Source organism: Pseudomonas sp. PvP025 (genome assembly GCF_017832155.1).
Taxonomy (GTDB): Bacteria; Pseudomonadota; Gammaproteobacteria; order Pseudomonadales; family Pseudomonadaceae; genus Aquipseudomonas.
Window position 1 is genome coordinate 2363770 of the sequence record NZ_JAFIBJ010000001.1, and the last position, 20760, is coordinate 2384529.

A 20760-nucleotide genomic window follows, 5' to 3' on the forward strand; every position below is an offset into this window, starting at 1 on the left:
CCCACGGATTCAAGCCTGTGTTCGGGCACACCGAGCCTAAGCGAGGTGCCGAGTGGTGGGGCGAGAGCCTTTTGGTTACTTTTGGGCTCTTCCAAAAGTGACCCGCTGTAAGAGCGGAACCATAAGCAGCCGTTACCGCAGCAACGGATATGTACACTGAAAAACCGCCATCGGGAGCAAGCCCCCTCCCACATTTGGAACGCGGCGCTTCAGTTGAATAGTGACCGGCTGTCAGGCCGCCATCGCGGGCAAGCCCGCTGCCACAGAAAAGCACATCAGCTTTTGAGCTGGCTTTTGATTTTGCTTGTGATCTCAGGCGCCCCGTAAAACCACGCTGGCCGAACGCAGGTTTGAATCCGTGGGCAACCCGGCAGGACGCCGGGTTAGCCGCGCTGGGCCATGGATGGCCCATCGCGGCGGCCCACGGATTCAAGCCTGTGTTCGGGCACACCGAGCCTAAGCGAGGTGCCGAGTGGTGGGGTGAGAGCCTTTTGGTTACTTTTGGGCTCGTCCAAAAGTGACCCGCTGTAAGAGCGGAACCATAAGCAGCCGTTACCGCAGCAACGGATATGTACACTGAAAAACCGCCATCGGGAGCAAGCCCCCTCCCACATTTGGAACGCGGCGCTTCAGTTAAATAGTGACCGGCTGTCAGGCCGCCATCGCGGGCAAGCCCGCTGCCACAGAAAAGCACATCAGCTTTTGAGCTGGCTTTTGATTTTGCTTTTGATCTCAGGCGCCCCGTAAAACCACGCTGGCCGAACGCAGGTTTGAATCCGTGGGCAACCCGGCAGGACGCCGGGTTAGCCGCGCTGGGCCATGGATGGCCCATCGCGGCGGCCCACGGATTCAAGCCTGTGTTCGGGCACACCGAGCCTAAGCGAGGTGCCGAGTGGTGGGGTGAGAGCCTTTTGGTTACTTTTGGGCTCTTCCAAAAGTGACCCGCTGTAAGAGCGGAACCATAAGCAGCCGTTACCGCAGCAACGGATATGTACACTGAAAAACCGCCATCGGGAGCAAGCCCCCTCCCACATTTGGAACGCGGCGCTTCAGTTGAATAGTGACCGGCTGTCAGGCCGCCATCGCGGGCAAGTCCGCTGCCACAGAGACGCCGTATGTACACCGTCAGATTCCACACAGTTTGCGTAACAACTCGGTATCCAGATGGTTCTCGACCAAATCCGCCAACCGCTCGATATCGCGCTCACGCAACGCGTGGTAATCCACCTCCTGCACATCCGGCAACCCGGCCCAACGCAGCAAGGCGCTGCACGCGGCGGGAGTTTCGAACAATCCGTGCAAGTAGGTGCCGAGAATTTGCCCGTCAGCACTGAGCGCGCCATCACTGCGCCCATCATCGAGCAGCACCGCAGCACGCGACAGCCCGTCACCCGACGTCACCCCCGCATGAATCTCATAGCCACTGACCTCAGCGTCCTCCAACAACAGCCGCCCACGCACATTGCGCAACTGCTTTTCTTCTTCAAGCGTGGTGGTGAACCCCAGCAACCCCAGCCCATCACTGGACCCCGCCGCCCCTTCCAGCCCAAGCGGGTCATGCACCTGCTCGCCGAGCATCTGCAAACCACCGCAAATCCCCAGCACCTTGCCGCCATAGCGCAAATGCCGCGCTACGGCGCTGTCCCAGCCATTGGCGCGCAGGTACGCCAAGTCACTGCGCACACTTTTCGAGCCTGGCAGGATGATCAGGTCCGCGGCCGGGATCGGCTGGCCCGGCCCCACGAACTGCAAATCTACCTGGGGATGCAGGCGCAACGGGTCGAAATCCGTATGGTTGCTGATGCGCGGCAACACCGGCACCACCACCTTGAGCACCTGCGCAGCCTTGTCGATCTGGCGCCGGTCGATGCCGTCCTCGGCCTCCAGGTGCAGGTCCATCACATAAGGCAACACGCCCACCACCGGTTTGCCGGTGCGCGCCTGCAGCCAATCCAGCCCCGGCTGCAGCAGCGCGATGTCGCCGCGAAAGCGGTTGATGATGAAGCCCCGAACCCGCGCCTGTTCGCTGGGCGAGAGCAATTCCAGGGTGCCCACCAGGTGGGCGAACACGCCGCCACGGTTGATATCGGCGATCAGCAGCACCGGGCAATCCACCGCCTCGGCAAAGCCCATGTTGGCGATGTCGTTGGCGCGCAGGTTGATCTCTGCCGGCGACCCCGCGCCTTCCACCATCACCACCGGGTAAGCTGCGCTCAGGCGTGCGTGAGAGGCCAGCACCGCCTGCATCGCGATGGCTTTGTAATCGTGATAGGCCACCGCGTTCATGCTGGTGACGGCGCGGCCATGGATGATGACCTGGGAACCGGTGTCGCTGTTGGGTTTGAGCAACACCGGGTTCATGTCGGTGTGGGGCGCCAGGCGCGCGGCCTGGGCCTGTACGGCCTGGGCACGGCCGATCTCGCCGCCTTCGGCGGTCACGGCGCTGTTGAGGGCCATGTTCTGCGGCTTGAACGGCGCCACCGCCACGTCCTGGCGCACCAGCCAGCGGCACAGCGCGGTCACCAGGGTACTTTTGCCGGCATCGGAGGTGGTGCCCTGCACCATCAGCGTACTCATGCGGTCTCCCGGTAAGCGGCCAGGGCCGTATCGAGGCGCAGCCAGTCGGCCTCGGTGTCGGGCAGGCCGAAGCGCAGGCTGCTGTTGTGGACAAACAGGCGCAGCAGGATGCCGCGCTGGGCCATGAATTCGTGCAGCCGTTCGGCGTGCGTCGTGATCAACCACTGGAACAGAGCGCAGCCGCCCTGAGGTTGAAAGCCGTGGCGCTCGAGCAGGGCAAACAAACGCTGAGCGGCCTCGACACACCGCGCACGCTGGCGCGTATGCCCGTCGCTGTCACGCAGACATGCCTGACCCAGCACGCGCGTCGGCCCGCTGACGGCCCAGGGACCGACCTGCTCGGCGAGCAACTTGAGCAACCGCCGCTCGGCCAGGACAAAGCCAAGCCGCACACCGGCCAGGCCGAAGAACTTGCCGAATGAACGCAGCACGATCAACCCGACCTGATGGGCATGGCCTGCCAGGCTCAGGTGCGGGGTGACGTCCATGAACGCTTCGTCCACCACCAGCCAGCCACCGCGTTGCGCCAGGCGGGCGTGCCAATCGAGCAGACGTTGCGGGCTCAGGTTCAACCCGGTGGGGTTGTTCGGGTTGACCACCACCAGCACATCGAGGCTGTCGAGAAAGAAGTCGACTTCCTGCTCCTGCACTTCGCGCACCACATACCCGGCGCGACGCCAGGCCTCGGCATGTTCGGCATAACACGGCGACAACACGCCGACCTTGCCGGAGCGACGCAGGCGCGGCAGTAGCTGGATGGCCATCTGGGAACCGGCCACAGGCAACACATGCGCCGCGCCGTAATACTCGCTGGCGGCCAACTCCAGGCCATCGTCGGTTTCCGGCAGGCGCGCCCAGGCCCGCAGCGGGATCTCGGGGATCGGCCATGGCCACGGCGCCAGGCCGCTGGACAGGTCGAGCCACTGATCTTCGGCAATACCGTATTGAATGGCCGCCTTGCGCAGCCGTCCGCCGTGCTCAAGCATAAAATTGCGCCCCCGCGCACAGGATCAGCAGCCACAACCATACGCCGCGTTGCACCAGTTGCCAGCCCCGCTCGATGGCATCGGCATCCGCCGGCGGGCCTTCGCCCAGCGGTGGACGCTGGTGCAGCTCGCCGTGATAAATCGCCGCACCGCCAAGCGCCACGCCCAGCGCGCCCGCGCCGGCCGCCATCACCGGGCCAGCGTTGGGGCTGTCCCAGGTCAGACCCTGGGTGCGCCAGCACTTGAGCGCCAGGCGGGTCTTGCCCAGCACGGCGTAGGTCAAGGCCACCAGCCGTGCGGGAATATAGTTGAGCACATCGTCAATTCTGGCCGCCGCCCAGCCGAAGCGCTCGAAGCGTTCAGTGCGGTAGCCCCACATCGCGTCCAGCGTATTGCTCAGACGATAAAGCACCACGCCCGGCACGCCGGCAACCACAAACCAGAACAGTGCGGCAAATACCGCGTCGCTGCCGTTTTCCAGCACCGATTCGGTGGCGGCGCGGGCGACGTCGGTGGCGTCCAGTTCGGCGGTCTCGCGGCTGACCAGGTAGCTCACCCGTGTGCGCGCCTCAACCAGGTCATCGCTGCGCAGGGCCTGGGCCACGGGCATCACATGTTCGCCCAGGCTGCGCATGCCCAGGGCGCAGTACAACGCGAGGATCTCCAGCGCCCAGCCAATGTAGGGCGCCCATGACAACGCGGTGGCCAGCAGGGTCAACGGCACCACTGCGATCACCCAGGCGGTCACGCCATGGCTGCGCCAGCCGCGTCCACCGCTGTTGAAGCGTTGCTCGATACGCCCGGCGAAGTTGCCAAACGCCACCAGCGGATGCCAGCGCCGGGGCTCACCCAGCAGCGCGTCCAGCGCCACCGCAGCGACGCACAGCAAGGCCACACTCATTGACGCACTCCCCACGCATTTTCATACAGCATGTCACTCAACGGTTGTGGCTCGCGCCAGCCTTCGAGCTGCAGCATCGGCGCCGGATAAAATTCGGCGACCGGGCCCAGGCACAACACGGCCAGGGGTTTGGCGCCCGGCGGCAAGCCCAGCAGGTCGGCCAGGGCCCGGGGCTCGAACAGCGACACCCAGCCCATGCCCAACCCTTCCACCCGCGCTGCCAGCCACAGGTTCTGGATCGCGCAGGACAGCGAGGCCATGTCCATTTCCGGCAAGGTGCGACGGCCGAAGATATGCCGCTCACGGTCATCCATCAGCGCCGCCACCAGCACTTCGGCGCAGTCATGAATGCCTTCGACCTTGAGCTTCATGAACTGGTCGGAACTCTCCCCCAGAGCCTGGGCGGTGCGCACGCGTTCCTCTTCCACCAGTTGCTGAATCCGCCCGCGCAACGAGCGGTCGCTGATACGGATAAACCGCCACGGCTGCATCAGGCCGACACTGGGGGCCTGGTGTGCGGCCTGGAGCAGGCGCTGCAATAATTCGGGTGTGACCGTGCCGCCGCTGAAGTGGCGCATGTCGCGGCGTTCGGCGATGGCGCGGTAGACGGCGTCGCGTTCGGCCTGGGGGAATGCGTGATCGGTCATGGCCCAGTCGCGGGCAAACCCGCTCCCACCGTTTGATCTGTGAACGCTGTCTTGAGGTCCGGCGCAAAAAGCGCGGCCACCGCCGCCGGATTCGACGGAAAGTAAAAGTGCACATAGGAAGCGGTCATCCGTCCCTGTCGATACACCGCCTCGGCGCCGCGCCCGCCATTGGGGCTCAGGCCACGGGCGATCGGCTGCCACTCGGTGCTGGTCAAGGAATGGTGATAGGTGTGCCCGCGCAACGTGCCCTCCGGCAGCTCGACACTCTGCAGCGCCAGCGCTGCCAGTTTTTTCTGCATCACCGCGTCGCCCTGCAACAGGCCCACCAGTTCGGCGCGGGTGCCGTCGACGTCGGTGAGCGAGTCGAGCAGGTACAACATGCCGCCACACTCGGCGAGCAAGGGTTTGTTCGCCGCGTGATGGGCGCGAATGGACGCGAGCATCGAGGTATTGTGCGACAGCGCCTGGTGGTGCAGTTCCGGGTAACCACCGGGCAGGTAGAGGCTGTCGGCCTCAGGCAGCTGGCTATCGTGGAGCGGAGAAAAGAACGTCAGCTCGGCACCCATCGCCCGCAACAGGTCCAGGCTGGCGCCATAGGTGAAGGCAAACGCTTCGTCCCGAGCGATGGCAATGCGCACGCCGGCGAGCAGCGGCTCGGCCTCGATCACTTCAGGCACGGCAAAGGTCACTGACGGCGGCACCGCCACTTCGCAACTGCTGCCCAGCGCCTGGGCGGCGGCGTCCAGGCGCGCGTCGAGGTCATTGAGTTCACTGGCCTGCACCAGTCCCAGGTGGCGGCTGGGCAGTTCGATACCGGTCTCGCGGGACAGCGCGCCGTACCAGCGCAGGCCCTCGGTGAGGCTGCCTTCGAGCAGTTGCGCATGGCGCAGGGTACCGACCCGGTTGGCCAGCACGCCGGCGAACGGCAGGTCCGGCTGGTAGCGCGCCAGGCCCAGGGCCAGTGCGCCGAAGGTCTGGGCCATGGCCGTGCCGTCGATCACGCCGAGCACCGGCACGCCGAAATGTCGCGCCAGGTCGGCGCTGGAGGGCGTGCCGTCGAACAGGCCCATGACGCCTTCAATCAGAATAAGGTCGGCCTCGCCCGCCGCTTCCCACAACAGGCGGCGACTTTCCTGCTCGCCCACCATCCACATGTCCAACTGATACACCGGCGCACCGCTGGCGCGCTCGTGGATCATTGGGTCGAGGAAGTCCGGGCCGCACTTGAACACGCGCACCTTGCGCCCAAGGTTGCGGTGCAAGCGGGCCAGGGCAGCCGTCACAGTGGTTTTGCCCTGGCCGGACGCCGGTGCGGCGATCAGTACGGCCGGGCAATGACGGGGCTGATTCAAAGTTCGACGCCCTTCTGAGCCTTGATACCGGCCTGGAATGCGTGCTTGAGCATGCCCATTTCGGTGACGGTATCGCCCATTTCAATCAGCTCGGGCTTGGCGCCACGGCCGGTGACCACTACGTGTTGCATCGGCGGGCGGGCCTGCAGGTCGCTGAGGACCTGATCGAGGTTGAGGTAGCCGTGCTTGAGGGCGATGTTCAGTTCGTCCAGCACCACCAGGCCAATGGAGGCGTCTTGCAGCATCGCCCGGGACACCGCCCAGGCGGCCTCGGCGGCGGCGATGTCGCGCTGGCGGTCCTGGGTTTCCCAGGTGAAGCCTTCGCCCATCACGTGAAAGCGCACCTGCTCGGGGAAGCGGCGGAAGAACATCTCTTCGCCGGTGCTGAAACGCCCCTTGATGAACTGCACCACACCGCACTGCATGCCATGGCCCATGGCGCGGGCCAGCATGCCGAAGGCCGAGCTGCTCTTGCCTTTACCGTTGCCGGTGAGCACCAGTAACAGGCCGCACTCATTCGGCGAGTTGGCGATGCGCTCGTCGATCACGGCTTTTTTGCGCAGCATGCGCGCCAGATGGCGCTCGTCGCGTTCGGGGGAATCGGTCATGGCAGCTCTCCGTTGGGGCTGGACAAAAACGGCGGGCAGGAAACAAGCGCATACAGACAGCCAAGCATCGCCCACCGTGATGCTGTTGAATGTTCAAGGCCGGTCTCCGGACTCATGAGCGGCGCCTGCACGTATCAAGCGCAGGCAGGCCGGCGGCGCGCCTTCCCATATCGCGCACGATACAGTGGCAAACAGCACCGTTTTGACTCATTTACCGTTGCGGGGGCAGCGCCGGGATCGCGGCAGCACTGTGTACAAGTGCGCTCACTCACCGGCTTCCCTGTTTCACTCTGTCGACGCACGCGCCACGGAGCACCTGGAACAAGCGGCGAAGGTTAGTGGGTTGGGGGGGGAGCGTCAATTAAAGCTGGCCTGGCACTTGAACCATCCCGCGCAGGCAATCCTCTACCCTTACAGGCATTCAGGAGAAAATCATGCATAAAACAAGACTCGCCTTACTCATCATGCTCGCCGGCACCCTCGCCGCCTGCGGTGAAAGCTCGACGTTGCAGGTCTCGGATGGCACCGGGCCGTCGCCCAAATTGCCGCAGCCGAACAAGACGCTGATCCCCACCGTGAATATCGCACCGGCCATCGGCTGGCCTGAAGGCGCCAAGCCGACGGCCGCCGCCGGTACTCAGGTGGCCGCGTTCGCCGAAGGCCTGGACCACCCGCGCTGGCTGTATGTGTTGCCCAATGGCGACGTGCTGGTGGCCGAAACCAACGCGCCGCCCAAGCCGGATGATGCCAAGGGCATTCGCGGCTGGGTGATGGAGAAAGTCATGGGCCGCGCCGGCGCCGGCGTGCCAAGCCCGAACCGCATCACCCTGCTGCGCGATGCCGACCATGACGGTGTGGCCGAGACACGCACGGTGTTCCTGGAAAATCTCAACTCGCCATTCGGCATGACCCTGGTGGGCAACGACCTCTACGTGGCCGACTCGGACAAACTGCTGCGCTTTGCCTATCAGCCTGGTGAAACCGCGATCAAAACCCAGGGCGCCACGGTGGTGGACTTGCCGGGTGGCCCGCTGAATCACCACTGGACGAAAAACGTGGTGGCGAGCAAGGACGGCAGCAAGCTGTACGTGAGCGTCGGCTCCAACAGTAACGTCGGCGAAAACGGCCTGGAAGCCGAACAAGGCCGCGCAGCGATCTGGGAAGTTGACCGCGCCACCGGCCAGCACCGGATTTTCGCCTCGGGCCTGCGCAACCCCAACGGCATGGCCTGGGAACCGCAAAGCGGCAAACTGTGGACGGCAGTCAACGAGCGCGACGAAATCGGCAGCGACCTGGTGCCGGATTACATCACTTCGGTCAAGGATGGCGGCTTTTATGGCTGGCCGTTCAGTTACTACGGTCAGCATGTGGATGTGCGCGTGACGCCGCAGAACCCGGAGCTTGTGGCCAAGGCCATTGCGCCGGACTACGCCGTGGGCCCGCATACCGCGTCCCTGGGACTGACCTTTGCCGAAGGCAGCAAACTCCCGGCGCCGTTCAGCAACGGCGCGTTCATCGGCCAGCACGGCTCGTGGAACCGCAAGCCGCACAGTGGCTACAAGGTGATCTTCGTGCCGTTCGAAGGCGGGCAACCCAAGGGGCAGCCGGTGGACGTGCTGACCGGCTTCCTCGACAAGGACGAGAAAGCCATGGGTCGGCCGGTGGGCGTGGTGATCGATCAGCAGGGGGCTCTGCTGGTGGCTGATGATGTGGGGAATAAGGTGTGGCGGGTTTCAGCAGCTAAATAAACGCCGCGAAAAAATGTGAGAGGGGCTTGCCCCGATAGCAGTGGGTCAGTCAATGAATTCCTGGACTGATGCACCGTCATCGGGAGCAAGCCCCTCCCCCATATGGATCCTGGTTTCAGCGTTAAGGGTTGCGCGCCAGATGCTCGGCCGGCAATACGCGCTTGGCGCTCAGGTACGCATTCTGCCAATACGCCTTGGACAGGGTATCCAACTTCACTGTGCCGCCGGTTTGCGGCGCGTGCACGAAACGACCTTCACCCACGTAGATGCCCGCATGGCTGACGCGGGAACCGCCGCCGGTGGCGAAGAACAGCAAATCACCGGTCTGCAGGTTCTGTTCACTCACGTCCTGGGCGCGCATCACGATCAGTTCGCGGGTGGTACGCGGCAGGGAAATGCCGGCGGCATCACGATAGACGAACCCGATCAGGCCACTGCAATCGAACCCCGAGTCCGGCGTATTACCGCCCCAGCGATACGGTGTGCCAACCAGGCCGAGTGCACGGAAAAGCACGTCTTCGGCCGCAGGCGAGAAACTCTGGGTGGCAGCGTAGTTGAACACCGGCTTGGGCTTGACGGCGACAGGCGCCGGCGGCGGTGGACGGCTTGCGCAGGCGCTGAGCAGCGCGGCGCAAACAAGAAGCATGAGGCGGGCCGAGGTCGACATGGGCAGAACAATCCTGGTCTGGATGCGGCTTTCGCTGCCGAACGCTGAAAACCAGAACGCGCAAGCAAAGCTCGCGCGAACGGATTACAACAATGTCCAGGGATTCTAGCGCTTACGCGTCAAACTTCAAGTATCACTTTAACTTTACTTACTGGCGGTCACTGTGGACGGGGCCATGGCCAGTGCGCGCTTGGCTTCAATGAAGGTCTTGCTCCAGTAACTGTCGCCCAGGCTGTCGACTCGAACACCGCCACTGCGACGGCTGCTGGAGTGGATAAACTGGTTATCGCCCAGGTAGATACCGGCGTGGCTGACACGACCACGGCCCGCTGTACTGAAGAAAAGCAGATCGCCAGGCTTGAGGTTGTTGCGCGCGATCAACGGTGCTTTCACGTTGATCATTTCGCGCGTCGAGCGTGGCAGATTCATGCCCGCCTCTTCACGAAACAGATAACCGATGAAACCGCTGCAATCGAAACCGGCTTCAGAGGTACCGCCGAAACGGTAACGGGTACCGATCAGCGACATGCCGCGTTCGAGGATGCTGTCGGCCAGCACCGGAAGCTGGTAAGGCTTGCTGCCGGAGAAATCGGTCAGCTCTTTTTCGGTTGCCAGCTCTTCTTCGTAAACAGAAGCAGACTGAGCAGCAACGAATTTTGCCTGGCTTTGAACCTGTGGTTTTTGCTGGACAGCCACTTGCTGGGGCTGGGAGGCGCAACCAAACAACAGGGTGACAAGTGCGAGAGGCACGAGGGGTGCGAAGCGATTTAGCATGGGCACGACCGTGGCTGGTATGTAAAGAAGCCGAGACTATGCCCGCTATCGGATCGATTTGCAAATTCAATCGAGGTCTATGTGACTTGGCGATTGGACTGCGCCATCTAAGCCGTAATTCCATTTAATGAGCACAATGCGTAGCCGGCGAGGCTAAAACGCAGGATTTCTGGCGCCTGAAAAATGCCGAAACGTTGCGAATCAAACGGTTACCAGCCCAACGTCTCTTTGAGAAAAGGGATCGTCAATTTTCTTTGTGCCTGCAGGGAGGCCTGGTCAAGTTGTTCGAGCAAATCGAACAACGCGCTCATGCTGCGGGTGCCACGGGTGAGAATAAAATGCCCGACTTCGTCGGTAAGGTGCAGGCCGCGACGCGATGCACGCAATTGCAGGGCACGCAATTTGTCTTCGTCGGACAAGGGACGCATCTGAAAGATCAGCGCCAGGGTGAGGCGTGACTTGAGGTCGGCCAGTTTGACCGGCAATTCCCGGGGCGAGGTGGACGCCGCGATCAGCAGGCGCCTGCCGCTGTCACGCAGGCGGTTGAACAGATGGAACAAGGCTTCTTCCCACTGCGCTTTGCCGGCGATGGCCTGCAGGTCATCCAGGCACACCAGTTCGTATTGCTCAAGGTTGTCGAAAATGCCGATGCCACGGTCCATCAGCTCGGCCAGTGGCAGATACACCGCCGGCTCGCCCATCTGCTCGAAGCGCAGGCACGCGGCCTGCAACAGATGGGTACGTCCCACGCCATGTTTGCCCCACAGATAGATCAGGCTTTCCGTCCACCCGGCGTCGGCTTCGCATAGACGCTCGACATAGCCGAGTGCTGCGGCATTGGCGCCTGGGTAGTAATTGATAAAGGTTGCGTCATCACGCAGACGCACACCTAGGGGCAGCTGAATCGGTTTCATGCTGACTGAACGGCTCCCATCGAACCGCTAGTGGCCTCTGTGTAAAGTTGGCAAAGTCTATACCCGTGACGCCGGGCGCACAATGCAGCAGACCACAAGCAAAATCAAAGGTTTGCGTTAACCTGCCGGTTTATACGGAGTGTTTGACGCGCCCACCTCATAAACAACAAACCCGGCCATGAGCCGGGTTTGTCGCACTGCGATTACAGCTCGGGGTCTTCGACGCCCGTGTACACATCCGAATCCTTGTACAGCACGTGCACATGGCGCACCAACACCATGATCACTGCCGCCACGGGCAAAGCCAGCAGGATGCCGGTAAAACCGAACAGCTCACCGCCCGCCAGGATCGCAAAGATAACCGCCACCGGGTGCAGGCCGATCCGATCGCCCACCAGCAAGGGCGTCAGCACCATGCCTTCGAGGGCCTGGCCGACCATGAACACCGCGACAATCCCCAGCATCGGGTACAGGTCGCCGCCGAACTGGAACAACCCGGCCACCAGCGCCGCGCCGATCCCGATCACAAAGCCCATGTAGGGCACAATGGCCGCCAGACCCGCGATCAGGCCGATCAACAGGCCCAGCTCCAGGCCGATGGCCATCAGCCCGGCCGCGTAGATGATGCCCAGTGCCAGCATCACCAACAACTGGCCACGCACGAATGCACCCAGCACCTCATGGCACTCTGCTGCCAGTGATACCACGCGCTCCTCGCTGTCTCGCGGCAGCAGGCCGCGAATCTTGGCCATCATGATGTCCCAGTCGCGCAGCAGGTAAAACGCCACCACCGGAATCAACACCAGATTCGTCAGCCAGCCGATCAGCGCCAGGCTGGAAGCGGTGGCCTGACTGAGCACCACACCGACGATGTCGGTGGTCTGGCCCATATGCTCGCTGATCGCGGCCTTGACCTTGTCGAACTTCCAGAACCCTTCCGACAGCCCCAGCCTGGTCTGAGCCCACGGCATCGCCGTGTGTTGCAGCCAGTCGAGCATCTGCGGCGCCAGCTCGTACAAGCGAAACAGCTGCTTGGCCAGCATCGGCACCAGCACCAGCACCAGCGCGGTGATGATCAACGTGAACAGCGCAAACACCGTCACCACGCCCAGGGTCCGCGACAGGCCGAGCTTTTCCAGGCGATCCACGACCGGATCGAACAGATAGGCGAGCAACAACGCGACCAGGAACGGCGTCAGGATCGAATGCAGCAGGAACACAAAAACGCACAGCAGGACAATCCCGCCAAGCCACACCCAACGACGCGTATCCGCCATACACCACTCCAATTGCTTCTATATAAGGAAGAACATTTACCAACGAAAACGCAGTTGCGCCTGAGGTTCAGGTGCCGCTGCGGGTTGCGTGCCATCAACTGCGGGTGGCTGAACCGGAGCTTCACCTGCGGGAATTTCCTGCAGCCTGGCCAGGCTCAGTTGGGTGCGCAATTGATCGGCACTGCCATTGACGCGATACACAATGCGATTGCCGTCCACCCACTGCGGCTGGCCGCCAAAAGGTTCCAGCAGGTGAGCGAGCGAGGCGTAACGCTCCAGGTTCATGCCCTGCACTTCCAGCAACTGTTCGGTGGTCACGCCCGGCTTGACGGCAAAGCGCGGCGCGAGCTTCTGGCTGACGGCCAGCAGCACCGCGTCGGCAACCGCAGCGGTGTCGGCGCCTTGCGCGGTGCCCTGCTCGCTTTTATCGCCCAGCCACAGCCGCCATTTGGCCTGCCACTGGCTGCCTTCCTGGCGCGCATGCACCGCGAGCAACGCGTCGGCGCCATAGCGCTCGGAAGCGGCGCGCAACGGCGTGGCGTCGGCGCCTTCCAGATTCGGCGCGGTAGCAACCACCTGTTCATCCAGATCACCCAACGGCAGGCGCAGCGGCAGGCCGCGATGCTGTGCGGCACGGCGCAGCGCCTGGGCGACGGGCTGTCCATCACCGACCAGGCTGCTGCCGTCGGTGGAATCGTTCAGCCACCAGCCAAGGATCGACGGGCGATTGCTGCCCCAGATCGACAGGCCCGCGTCACGCAGCGCGCGGTCAGTACTGACCGGGTCGAAATCCACCTGCAGGCTTTCCGGCGGGCCGGCGTCGTAACCGTATTGCGTGATGATTTGCTGCGGGTCCTTGCGGATTGCCGCCAGGCCCGGGCCTTCGGCGGCCTTGGCGTCGCCGGTCAGGCGAATCACCAGGGTCTGCACCGCGCGCTGGGTGGCCTGGTCGCGCTCCTGGGGCGACTGGCTGCTGACAGGTTCCAGCACTTGATAGAGGCCATTGAGGGTTTCGGCATGACTCGCCAGGCTGAACAACGACAAACAGCCTACAAAAAAGAATTTACACAAACGCATGGAAGATTCCCGAACGACAAATTTAGCGGGTGGAACAGACCGCGCGCACCCGGTTCAGCCAGGCTGTGACCACAGTGATTGATAAAACATTCACAGGGTTGCGGTAAGTTTTCGTACTGTCACAACGATAGCTTGCTCAAGGCTATACCTTAATACGCACCAAGGCAGGGCCGCTGAGCATTTTTTTAATCGGCCTTTTTTAGCCTATATGGCCCTGCCCGTCGGCCCGAGGATGGCCGCTGCCCCTCAAGCCTGATAAAATCGCGCGCCTTCGCAGACCGTCAACGTCGAGGCCTTTTCACAAACGCCGCCGTCGGCTCGGTCGTTACCCAGAAATCCCCCCTAAAGGCCTGGATCATGAGCAAGCAACCCTCCCTGAGCTACAAGGACGCCGGTGTAGACATCGACGCCGGTGAAGCATTGGTCGAACGCATCAAGAGCGTCGCCAAGCGCACTGCGCGCCCCGAAGTCATGGGCGGCCTGGGCGGTTTTGGCGCCCTCTGCGAAATCCCGGCCGGCTACAAGCAGCCTGTGCTGGTGTCCGGCACCGACGGCGTGGGCACCAAGCTGCGTCTGGCGCTGAACCTGAACAAGCACGACACCATCGGCATCGACCTGGTCGCCATGTGCGTCAACGACCTGGTGGTGTGCGGCGCCGAGCCGCTGTTCTTCCTCGACTACTATGCCACCGGCAAGCTGAACGTAGACACCGCGGCACAGGTGGTGACCGGTATCGGCGCCGGCTGCGAATTGTCGGGTTGCTCCCTGGTCGGCGGCGAAACCGCTGAAATGCCCGGCATGTACGAAGGCGAAGACTACGACCTGGCCGGTTTCTGCGTGGGTGTGGTGGAAAAAGCCGAGATCATCGACGGCTCCAAAGTCGCTGCTGGCGACGCCCTGCTCGCCCTGCCATCCTCCGGCCCGCACTCCAACGGCTACTCGCTGATCCGCAAGATCATTGAAGTGTCCGGCGCCGACATCGAAAACACCCAGCTCGACGGCAAGCCGCTGACCGACCTGCTGATGGCCCCGACCCGCATCTACGTCAAGCCGCTGCTCAAGTTGATCAAGGACACCGGCGCGGTAAAAGCCATGGCCCACATCACCGGCGGCGGCCTGCTGGACAACATTCCGCGCGTGCTGCCAAAAGGCGCCCAGGCGATTGTCGACGTAGCCAGCTGGCAGCGCCCGGCAGTCTTCGACTGGCTGCAGGAGCAGGGCAATGTGGACGAGACCGAGATGCACCGCGTACTCAACTGCGGCGTGGGCATGGTCATCTGCGTGGCACAGGAACACGTTGAGACGGCGCTGAACGTCTTGCGTGAAGCCGGCGAGCAGCCTTGGGTGATCGGCCAGATCGCCACTGCCGCGCAAGGCGCAGCCCAGGTCGAACTGAAGAACCTCAAGGCTCACTGATGCCTCGGACCTGTAATGTCGTGGTGCTGCTTTCCGGCACCGGCAGCAACTTGCAGGCCTTGATCGACAGCACGCGCACCGGCGACAGCCCGTTGCGCATCGCTGCGGTGATTTCCAATCGCAGCGATGCCTACGGCCTGCAACGCGCCAGGGACGCCGGCATCGACACCCGCTCGCTGGATCACCAGGCATTCGACGGTCGCGAGGCCTTCGACGCGGCCTTGATCGAACTGATCGACGCCTTCAAACCCCAACTCGTGGTCCTGGCCGGTTTCATGCGCATCCTCAGCGCTGACTTCGTGCGGCACTACGCTGGGCGCCTGCTCAATATCCACCCTTCCCTGCTGCCCAAATACAAAGGCATGCACACTCACCAGCGCGCGCTTGACGCCGGCGACAGCGAGCACGGCTGCAGCGTGCACTTTGTCACCGAGGAACTCGATGGCGGACCTCTGGTCGTACAGGCAGTGGTTCCGGTAGAGTCGGGTGACTCGGCGCAGAGCCTTGCGCAACGGGTTCATGCCCAGGAACACAGAATTTACCCACTGGCTGTTCGCTGGTTTGCCGAGGGTCGGTTGATTCTCGGTGAACAGGGTGCATTATTGGACGGTCAGTTACTCGCGGCCAGCGGCCACTTGATTCGAACTTAGGAGATTTTATGCGTCGCGCCCTGCTCTTCGCTTTTGCGCTGTTCGCCTTGCCTGCCGTGCAGGCAGCAGACCTTCACCCTTTCTCCGCCAGCTACACCGCCGACTGGAAACAGTTGCCCATGAGCGGTTCGGCCGAACGCAGCCTGACCAAGAATGACAACGGCTCCTGGACCTTGAACTTCAAGGCTTCCATGATGATCGCCAGCCTCACCGAAACCAGCGTGATCCGTTTCGACAAGGACGCCCTGCAGCCGGTCAGCTACAGCTTCGAACGTGGCGGCCTGGGCAAATCGAAGAAGGTCAACCTGGACTTCGACCAGAGCGCCAAGAAAGTCACCGGCTTTGAAAACAAGGACCCGGTGAACGTCACCCTGGAAAGCGGCATGCTCGACAAGTCGACTTACCAGTTGGCCCTTCAACGTGACGTGGCCGCCGGCAAGAAAAGCATGAGCTACCGCGTCGTCGAAGGCACGGACGTCGACACTTATGACTTCCGAGTGATTGGCCCGGAAAAGGTCCAGACCAAGGTAGGCGCCATTGACGCGATCAAGGTCGAGCGCGTGCGTGACCCGTCGCAGAGCAAGCGCATCACCCAGATGTGGTTCGCCAAGGATCTGGGCGGCGTGCTGGTGGCGTTGCGTCAGGTTGAGACGGACGGCAAGGAATACAACATCATGCTGCAGGATGGCACTGTTGATGGCCAGGCCATCAAAGGCAGCTGATCGGCAGATTGAACAAAGAGCCTCGCTGAATGCGGGGCTTTTTTTTGCCTGGAATCTGGGTGCTGAAGCTTATATCGCTATCGGGAGCAAGCCCCCTCCCACACGTGGAAGGCATTCCACATGTGGGAGGGGGCTTGCTCCCGATGGCCATGACAGGGCCAACGCAAAATGAAACTTTTGTCATAAAACCCCTTCGCCTACGACCAAGCACCACGGATTACGCGGCCTGCAGCACTGTTGCGTGTCGTGCAATAAATTGTTGCGCGCAAAGACTGTTTACTTAGCAAGCTAACAAAACATATAACAAAGGCCTGCGACGACTTGCCGCAGATCCACCCGAGATTGGAGCAAGCAGATGACTGTAAAAGTGACTGAACGCGACGACGAACATATGTCCCATGAAGCTCTGGGCCACGGGATTCATATCTGGGATGTCCATCAACAAGACCTGTTGGTCGGCATGTTTCACAATGAAAGCGACGCTCATAACTATAAGAACGAGCTGGAAACGCTTGAACTGAAACGCCAGGCACAGAGTTCCTGAAACACTGAAATCTCGCAGGCACCCGGCCCCACACAGCAGCTGGCGTGCCTGCAAAGAAAAACCCCGCCTTGTGAGCGGGGTTTTTCGTGTCTACAGCCTTACCACATCAGATCGTCCGGGATCTGGTAGGCGGCGTACGGATCATCCTCGTCCGGCACCTGGCTTTCGGTGAGGATATTGAGCTGCACGATACGCTCCGGCGCGCGCTCCTGGATCTTCAGCGCCGCTTCGCGTGGGATCACCTCGTAGCCACCGCCGTGGTGCACGATGGCCAGGGAGCCGTTGCTCAGCTTGTTGCGCATCAACGTGTTGACCGACAGGCGCTTGACCTTCTTGTCGTCCACGAAGTTGTAGTAGTCCTCGGTGGTCAGCTTGGGCAGGCGCGAGGTCTCGATCAGTTGCTTGACCTGCGCCGTACGGGCCTTGGCCTCGGCTTTTTCCTGCTGCTGCCGGTTCAGTTCCTGATCACGCTTGACCTTCTCGGCATGCGCCTCGGCCGCCAGACGGGCCTGGGTGTCATCCACCTCGGCCTGGCCCTTGTGGACCAGGCGCTGCTGCTTCTGTTTCTCTTTGCCGACCTGCTTGGCCTGCTTTTGGTTGACCAGACCTGCTTTGAGCAACTGGTCGCGAAGGGAAAGGCTCATGGTGCTTACTCACTTAGGCAACTGCTCAACCGCAGCTGGACACATTCTTTTCCTGACGCTTGGCTTCGCCCCACAGGGTGTCCAAGGTTTCGAGGGTGCAATCTTCTATGGGTTGATGCGTATCGCGCAATGCCTGTTCGATAAATCGGAAACGTCGTTCGAACTTGGCATTGGCCCCGCGCAGGGCGGTTTCCGGGTCGACCTTGAGGTGACGGGCCAGATTGACTGCGGCAAACAGCAGGTCACCGACCTCATCGGCGATCGCAGCCGGGTCGTTGGCGGCCATGGCTTCGAGCACTTCATCGAGCTCTTCGCGCACGTTGTCCACCACCGGCAAGGCGGACGGCCAGTCGAAACCGACCTGGCTGGCGCGCTTTTGCAATTTGGCCGCACGGGACAGTGACGGCAGCGCCGTGGGCACATCATCGAGCAGGGACAGCTGCTGCGGCGCGTCGGACTTCTCTGCACGCTCCTCAGCCTTGATCTGCTCCCAGCGCGCCTTGACCTCGTCTTCGCTCAGTTGCGGCACGTCCAGCGGCGCATAGAGATCCCCGGTGGGGAACACGTGGGGATGGCGACGGATCAGCTTGCGGGTGATGCTGTCGACCACACCGGCAAATTCGAAACGCCCGTCTTCGCGTGCCAGCTGGCTGTAATACACCACCTGGAACAACAGGTCGCCCAGTTCACCCTGCAGGTGATCGAAGTCGCCGCGCTCGATGGCGTCGGCCACTTCGTAAGCCTCCTCCAGGGTGTGCGGCACGATCGTGGCATAGGTTTGCTTGATGTCCCACGGGCAGCCGTATTGCGGGTCGCGCAGGCGGTTCATCAGGTGCAGCAGGTCTTCAAGTGAATACATCGGTCTCTTTCCGCTGAAGATCACATGTGGGAGGGAGCAAGCCCCCTCCCACAGGTTTGGTCCGCGCCCATTCAACTGCTTATGGCGTGCGGTTGCGCCGGGTTTCGATGATGTTCGGCAACTGGGAAATCCGCCCCAGCAAACGCCCCAATGCGTCCAACCCCGGAATCTCGATGGTCAGGGACATCAACGCGGTGTTGTCCTCCTTGTTCGAGCGGGTGTTGACCGCCAGCACGTTGATGCGCTCATTGAGCAGCACTTGCGACACGTCGCGCAGCAGACCGGAACGGTCGTAGGCACGAATGATGATATCCACCGGATAAGTGAGCACCGGCACCGGGCCCCAGCTGACCTGGATGATCCGCTCCGGCTCACGCCCGCCCAGTTGCAGCACCGAGGCGCAATCCTGACGGTGAATGCTCACGCCACGGCCCTGGGTGATATAGCCGACAATCGCATCGCCCGGCAGCGGCTGGCAGCAACCGGCGATTTGCGTCATCAGGTTGCCCACACCCTGGATCTGGATATCGCCGCGCTTGCCGGGCTTGTAGCCGGTGGCCTTGCGCGGGATCAGTTCCAGCTGTTCGTTGCCGCGCTCCGGCTCCACCAACTGCTGCGCCAGGTTGACCAGTTGCGCCAGGCGCAGGTCGCCGGCGCCGAGGGCGGCGAACATGTCTTCGGCGATCTTCATGTTGGCCTTTTCGGCCAGCTTGTCGAAGTCCACCTGGGGCAGGCCCAGACGCGCCAGTTCGCGTTCGAGCAAGGTCTTGCCGGCGGCGACGTTCTGATCGCGCGCCTGCAGTTTGAACCAGTGGACGATCTTCGCCCGCGCGCGTGAGGTGGTGATGTAACCCAGGTTCGGGTTCAGCCAGTCGCGGCTCGGCGTACCGTGCTTGCTGGTGATGATCTCGACCTGCTCACCGGTCTGCAGGCTGTAGTTGAGCGGCACGATGCGCCCGTTGATCTTGGCGCCCCGGCAGTTGTGGCCGATCTCGGTGTGCACGCGGTAGGCAAAATCCAGCGGCGTGGCGCCCTTGGGCAAGTCGATGGCATGCCCGTCCGGGGTGAAGATATAAACGCGGTCAGGCTCGATATCCACGCGCAGCTGTTCAGCCAGGCCGCCGATATCGCCGAGTTCTTCGTGCCATTCGAGCACCTGGCGCAACCAGGAAATCTTCTCTTCGTACTGGTTGGACCCGGCCTTGACGTCGGTGCCCTTGTAGCGCCAGTGCGCGCACACGCCCAGTTCCGCCTCTTCGTGCATGGCATGGGTGCGGATCTGCACTTCGAGCACCTTGCCCTCGGGACCGATCACCGCCGTGTGCAGCGAGCGATAGCCGTTTTCCTTGGGGTTGGCTATGTAGTCGTCGAATTCCTTGGGGATGTGCCGCCACAGCGTGTGGACGATACCCAGCGCGGTGTAGCAGTCGCGCATTTCCGGCACCAGCACGCGCACCGCCCGCACATCATAGATCTGGCTGAAGGCCAGGCCCTTGCGCTGCATTTTGCGCCAGATCGAATAGATATGTTTGGCGCGGCCGCTGATGTCGGCATCGACGCCGGTGGCCTGCAGCTCGGTGCGCAACTGGCCCATCACGTCGCTGATAAAGCGCTCGCGGTCCAGGCGCCGCTCGTGCAGCAGCGTGGCGATCTGTTTGTACTGATCGGGTTCAAGGTAGCGAAAGGACAAGTCCTCCAGCTCCCACTTGATATGGCCGATGCCCAGGCGGTGCGCCAGCGGCGCATAAATGTCGAAGACTTCGCGGGCAACGCGGTTGCGCTTTTCGTCGTCGGCGGTCTTCACCGCGCGAATCGCGCAGGTACGTTCGGCCAGCTTGATCAGGGCGACGCGTACGTCGTCGACCATCGCCACCAGCATCTTGCGCAGGTTTTCCACCTGGCCCTGGGTGCCCAGCACCATGGACTGGCGCGGGCTGAGGCTGGCACTGATGGCCGCCATGCGCAGCACGCCGTCGATCAGCTTGGCCACCACCGAGCCAAAGCGCTGGCCGACGGTGGCCAGCTCAATGTGCCCTTCGCGCACGCCGCGATAGAGCACGGCGGCGATCAGCGAATCCTGGTCGAGCTTGAGATCGGCAAGGATCTCGGCGATTTCCAACCCGGTACGAAAGCTTGAGGTGCCTTCGGCCCACAGGTTCTTGGCCGCATTGTCCTGCTGCTCGGACTCACGAGCGAACTCGCAGGCCGCTTTCAAGGCCTCACGGTCCAGTGCCGGATCGACACTGATGGCATGGTCGAGCCATGCCTCCAGATTGATACTGCCGTCGGTGTTGATCGGCTGGTGTGCTCTCACCTGTACCATCTTTATTACCTTCCCTACGACGCACCTTGGATGCGCCGGAATCATCGCCGACCTTGACTGCGAACTCCGTGGCA

19 protein-coding genes and 1 riboswitch are annotated in these 20760 nt (G+C 62.4%); of the genes, 5 read left to right on the forward strand and 14 right to left on the reverse strand.

Annotated features, from left to right (window positions below; genetic code table 11):
• Positions 1 to 1125 precede the first annotated feature (1125 nt).
• From JOE32_RS09780 to cobO, 6 genes are read right to left on the reverse strand one after another with little or no spacing between them, the layout of a single operon-like run.
• Positions 1126 to 2577, reverse strand: a complete 1452-nt coding sequence (locus tag JOE32_RS09780) for a cobyric acid synthase (protein WP_209983534.1) — start codon at positions 2575 to 2577, stop codon at positions 1126 to 1128.
• Positions 2574 to 3563, reverse strand: coding sequence for a threonine-phosphate decarboxylase CobD (gene cobD, locus JOE32_RS09785; RefSeq protein ID WP_209983536.1), 990 nt, complete (start codon positions 3561 to 3563; stop codon positions 2574 to 2576). Before cobD ends, JOE32_RS09780 begins: the two co-directional genes overlap by 4 nt.
• Positions 3556 to 4464 (reverse strand): adenosylcobinamide-phosphate synthase CbiB, encoded by a 909-nt coding sequence (cbiB, locus tag JOE32_RS09790; RefSeq protein ID WP_209983539.1) that lies wholly within the window; start codon positions 4462 to 4464, stop codon positions 3556 to 3558. Before cbiB ends, cobD begins: the two co-directional genes overlap by 8 nt.
• A complete protein-coding gene (bluB, locus tag JOE32_RS09795; RefSeq protein WP_209983541.1) occupies positions 4461 to 5111 on the reverse strand; it encodes a 5,6-dimethylbenzimidazole synthase in 651 nt (216 codons plus the stop codon). Before bluB ends, cbiB begins: the two co-directional genes overlap by 4 nt.
• Positions 5108 to 6463, reverse strand: coding sequence for a cobyrinate a,c-diamide synthase (locus tag JOE32_RS09800; protein WP_209983542.1), 1356 nt, complete (start codon positions 6461 to 6463; stop codon positions 5108 to 5110). The genes bluB and JOE32_RS09800 overlap by 4 nt, the downstream gene beginning before the upstream one ends.
• On the reverse strand, positions 6460 to 7071 hold the full coding sequence (cobO, locus tag JOE32_RS09805; RefSeq protein WP_209983545.1) for a cob(I)yrinic acid a,c-diamide adenosyltransferase: 612 nt from the start codon (positions 7069 to 7071) through the stop codon (positions 6460 to 6462). Before cobO ends, JOE32_RS09800 begins: the two co-directional genes overlap by 4 nt.
• 79 nt (positions 7072 to 7150) lie before the next feature.
• A riboswitch (cobalamin riboswitch) is annotated at positions 7151 to 7406 on the reverse strand.
• Positions 7407 to 7505: 99 nt separating this feature from the next.
• On the opposite strand from cobO, the gene JOE32_RS09810 reads away from it, so the two are divergent.
• The gene (locus JOE32_RS09810; protein WP_209983547.1) at positions 7506 to 8819 is read left to right on the forward strand and encodes a sorbosone dehydrogenase family protein; all 1314 of its coding nucleotides are present in this window, start codon (positions 7506 to 7508) and stop codon (positions 8817 to 8819) included.
• Positions 8820 to 8940: 121 nt separating this feature from the next.
• Here JOE32_RS09810 and JOE32_RS09815 read toward each other — a convergent pair whose 3' ends face one another.
• The 5 genes from JOE32_RS09815 to JOE32_RS09835 all read right to left on the reverse strand — a co-directional run bounded on the left by JOE32_RS09815 (position 8941) and on the right by JOE32_RS09835 (position 13528).
• On the reverse strand, positions 8941 to 9486 hold the full coding sequence (locus JOE32_RS09815; RefSeq protein ID WP_057010337.1) for a C40 family peptidase: 546 nt from the start codon (positions 9484 to 9486) through the stop codon (positions 8941 to 8943).
• 144 nt (positions 9487 to 9630) lie between these two features.
• The gene (locus JOE32_RS09820) at positions 9631 to 10260 is read right to left on the reverse strand and encodes an NlpC/P60 family protein (protein WP_209983548.1); all 630 of its coding nucleotides are present in this window, start codon (positions 10258 to 10260) and stop codon (positions 9631 to 9633) included.
• A gap of 209 nt (positions 10261 to 10469) precedes the next feature.
• The gene (gene hda, locus JOE32_RS09825; protein WP_209983550.1) at positions 10470 to 11174 is read right to left on the reverse strand and encodes a DnaA regulatory inactivator Hda; all 705 of its coding nucleotides are present in this window, start codon (positions 11172 to 11174) and stop codon (positions 10470 to 10472) included.
• A 203-nt stretch (positions 11175 to 11377) separates the two neighbouring features.
• Complete coding sequence (locus JOE32_RS09830; protein ID WP_209983552.1) at positions 11378 to 12451, reverse strand: AI-2E family transporter; 1074 nt, start codon at positions 12449 to 12451, stop codon at positions 11378 to 11380.
• Positions 12452 to 12487: 36 nt separating this feature from the next.
• Entirely contained in the window at positions 12488 to 13528 is a 1041-nt protein-coding gene (locus JOE32_RS09835; RefSeq protein WP_209983554.1) for a DUF2066 domain-containing protein, read from the reverse strand.
• Between the two features lie 357 nt (positions 13529 to 13885).
• Between JOE32_RS09835 and purM the strand changes: the two genes are divergently transcribed.
• The 4 genes from purM (at position 13886) to JOE32_RS09855 (ending at position 16860) form a co-directional block, all read left to right on the forward strand.
• The gene (gene purM, locus JOE32_RS09840; RefSeq protein ID WP_209983556.1) at positions 13886 to 14944 is read left to right on the forward strand and encodes a phosphoribosylformylglycinamidine cyclo-ligase; all 1059 of its coding nucleotides are present in this window, start codon (positions 13886 to 13888) and stop codon (positions 14942 to 14944) included.
• The gene (gene purN, locus JOE32_RS09845; protein ID WP_209983558.1) at positions 14944 to 15594 is read left to right on the forward strand and encodes a phosphoribosylglycinamide formyltransferase; all 651 of its coding nucleotides are present in this window, start codon (positions 14944 to 14946) and stop codon (positions 15592 to 15594) included. The genes purM and purN overlap by 1 nt, the downstream gene beginning before the upstream one ends.
• A gap of 8 nt (positions 15595 to 15602) precedes the next feature.
• On the forward strand, positions 15603 to 16316 hold the full coding sequence (locus tag JOE32_RS09850) for a DUF3108 domain-containing protein (RefSeq protein WP_003238835.1): 714 nt from the start codon (positions 15603 to 15605) through the stop codon (positions 16314 to 16316).
• Positions 16317 to 16671: 355 nt separating this feature from the next.
• On the forward strand, positions 16672 to 16860 hold the full coding sequence (locus tag JOE32_RS09855) for a hypothetical protein (RefSeq protein WP_209983560.1): 189 nt from the start codon (positions 16672 to 16674) through the stop codon (positions 16858 to 16860).
• 98 nt (positions 16861 to 16958) lie between these two features.
• Here the strand turns inward: JOE32_RS09855 and JOE32_RS09860 are convergent, their stop codons facing one another.
• The 3 genes from JOE32_RS09860 to relA all read right to left on the reverse strand — a co-directional run bounded on the left by JOE32_RS09860 (position 16959) and on the right by relA (position 20686).
• On the reverse strand, positions 16959 to 17504 hold the full coding sequence (locus tag JOE32_RS09860) for a DUF2058 domain-containing protein (protein ID WP_014719402.1): 546 nt from the start codon (positions 17502 to 17504) through the stop codon (positions 16959 to 16961).
• A 25-nt stretch (positions 17505 to 17529) separates the two neighbouring features.
• Positions 17530 to 18363 carry a nucleoside triphosphate pyrophosphohydrolase gene (gene mazG, locus JOE32_RS09865; RefSeq protein ID WP_209983561.1) on the reverse strand — a complete coding sequence of 278 codons (834 nt, stop codon included), beginning with the start codon at positions 18361 to 18363 and terminating at the stop codon, positions 17530 to 17532.
• A gap of 79 nt (positions 18364 to 18442) precedes the next feature.
• Positions 18443 to 20686, reverse strand: coding sequence for a GTP diphosphokinase (relA, locus tag JOE32_RS09870; protein ID WP_209983563.1), 2244 nt, complete (start codon positions 20684 to 20686; stop codon positions 18443 to 18445).
• Positions 20687 to 20760 lie beyond the last annotated feature (74 nt).

Excerpts from the sequence above, each read along its gene's own strand:
- JOE32_RS09830 (WP_209983552.1), bottom strand. The coding sequence starts at position 12,451 with ATGGCGGATACGCGTCGTTGGGTGTGGCTTGGCGGGATTGTCCTGCTG.
- mazG (WP_209983561.1), bottom strand. The coding sequence starts at position 18,363 with ATGTATTCACTTGAAGACCTGCTGCACCTGATGAACCGCCTGCGCGAC.
- cobD (WP_209983536.1), bottom strand. The coding sequence starts at position 3,563 with ATGCTTGAGCACGGCGGACGGCTGCGCAAGGCGGCCATTCAATACGGT.
- JOE32_RS09855 (WP_209983560.1), top strand. The coding sequence starts at position 16,672 with ATGACTGTAAAAGTGACTGAACGCGACGACGAACATATGTCCCATGAA.
- JOE32_RS09780 (WP_209983534.1), bottom strand. The coding sequence starts at position 2,577 with ATGAGTACGCTGATGGTGCAGGGCACCACCTCCGATGCCGGCAAAAGT.
- JOE32_RS09810 (WP_209983547.1), top strand. The coding sequence starts at position 7,506 with ATGCATAAAACAAGACTCGCCTTACTCATCATGCTCGCCGGCACCCTC.
- JOE32_RS09820 (WP_209983548.1), bottom strand. The coding sequence starts at position 10,260 with ATGCTAAATCGCTTCGCACCCCTCGTGCCTCTCGCACTTGTCACCCTG.
- JOE32_RS09850 (WP_003238835.1), top strand. The coding sequence starts at position 15,603 with ATGCGTCGCGCCCTGCTCTTCGCTTTTGCGCTGTTCGCCTTGCCTGCC.
- JOE32_RS09860 (WP_014719402.1), bottom strand. The coding sequence starts at position 17,504 with ATGAGCCTTTCCCTTCGCGACCAGTTGCTCAAAGCAGGTCTGGTCAAC.
- cobO (WP_209983545.1), bottom strand. The coding sequence starts at position 7,071 with ATGACCGATTCCCCCGAACGCGACGAGCGCCATCTGGCGCGCATGCTG.
- relA (WP_209983563.1), bottom strand. The coding sequence starts at position 20,686 with ATGGTACAGGTGAGAGCACACCAGCCGATCAACACCGACGGCAGTATC.
- purN (WP_209983558.1), top strand. The coding sequence starts at position 14,944 with ATGCCTCGGACCTGTAATGTCGTGGTGCTGCTTTCCGGCACCGGCAGC.
- JOE32_RS09815 (WP_057010337.1), bottom strand. The coding sequence starts at position 9,486 with ATGTCGACCTCGGCCCGCCTCATGCTTCTTGTTTGCGCCGCGCTGCTC.
- JOE32_RS09835 (WP_209983554.1), bottom strand. The coding sequence starts at position 13,528 with ATGCGTTTGTGTAAATTCTTTTTTGTAGGCTGTTTGTCGTTGTTCAGC.
- bluB (WP_209983541.1), bottom strand. The coding sequence starts at position 5,111 with ATGACCGATCACGCATTCCCCCAGGCCGAACGCGACGCCGTCTACCGC.
- hda (WP_209983550.1), bottom strand. The coding sequence starts at position 11,174 with ATGAAACCGATTCAGCTGCCCCTAGGTGTGCGTCTGCGTGATGACGCA.
- purM (WP_209983556.1), top strand. The coding sequence starts at position 13,886 with ATGAGCAAGCAACCCTCCCTGAGCTACAAGGACGCCGGTGTAGACATC.
- cbiB (WP_209983539.1), bottom strand. The coding sequence starts at position 4,464 with ATGAGTGTGGCCTTGCTGTGCGTCGCTGCGGTGGCGCTGGACGCGCTG.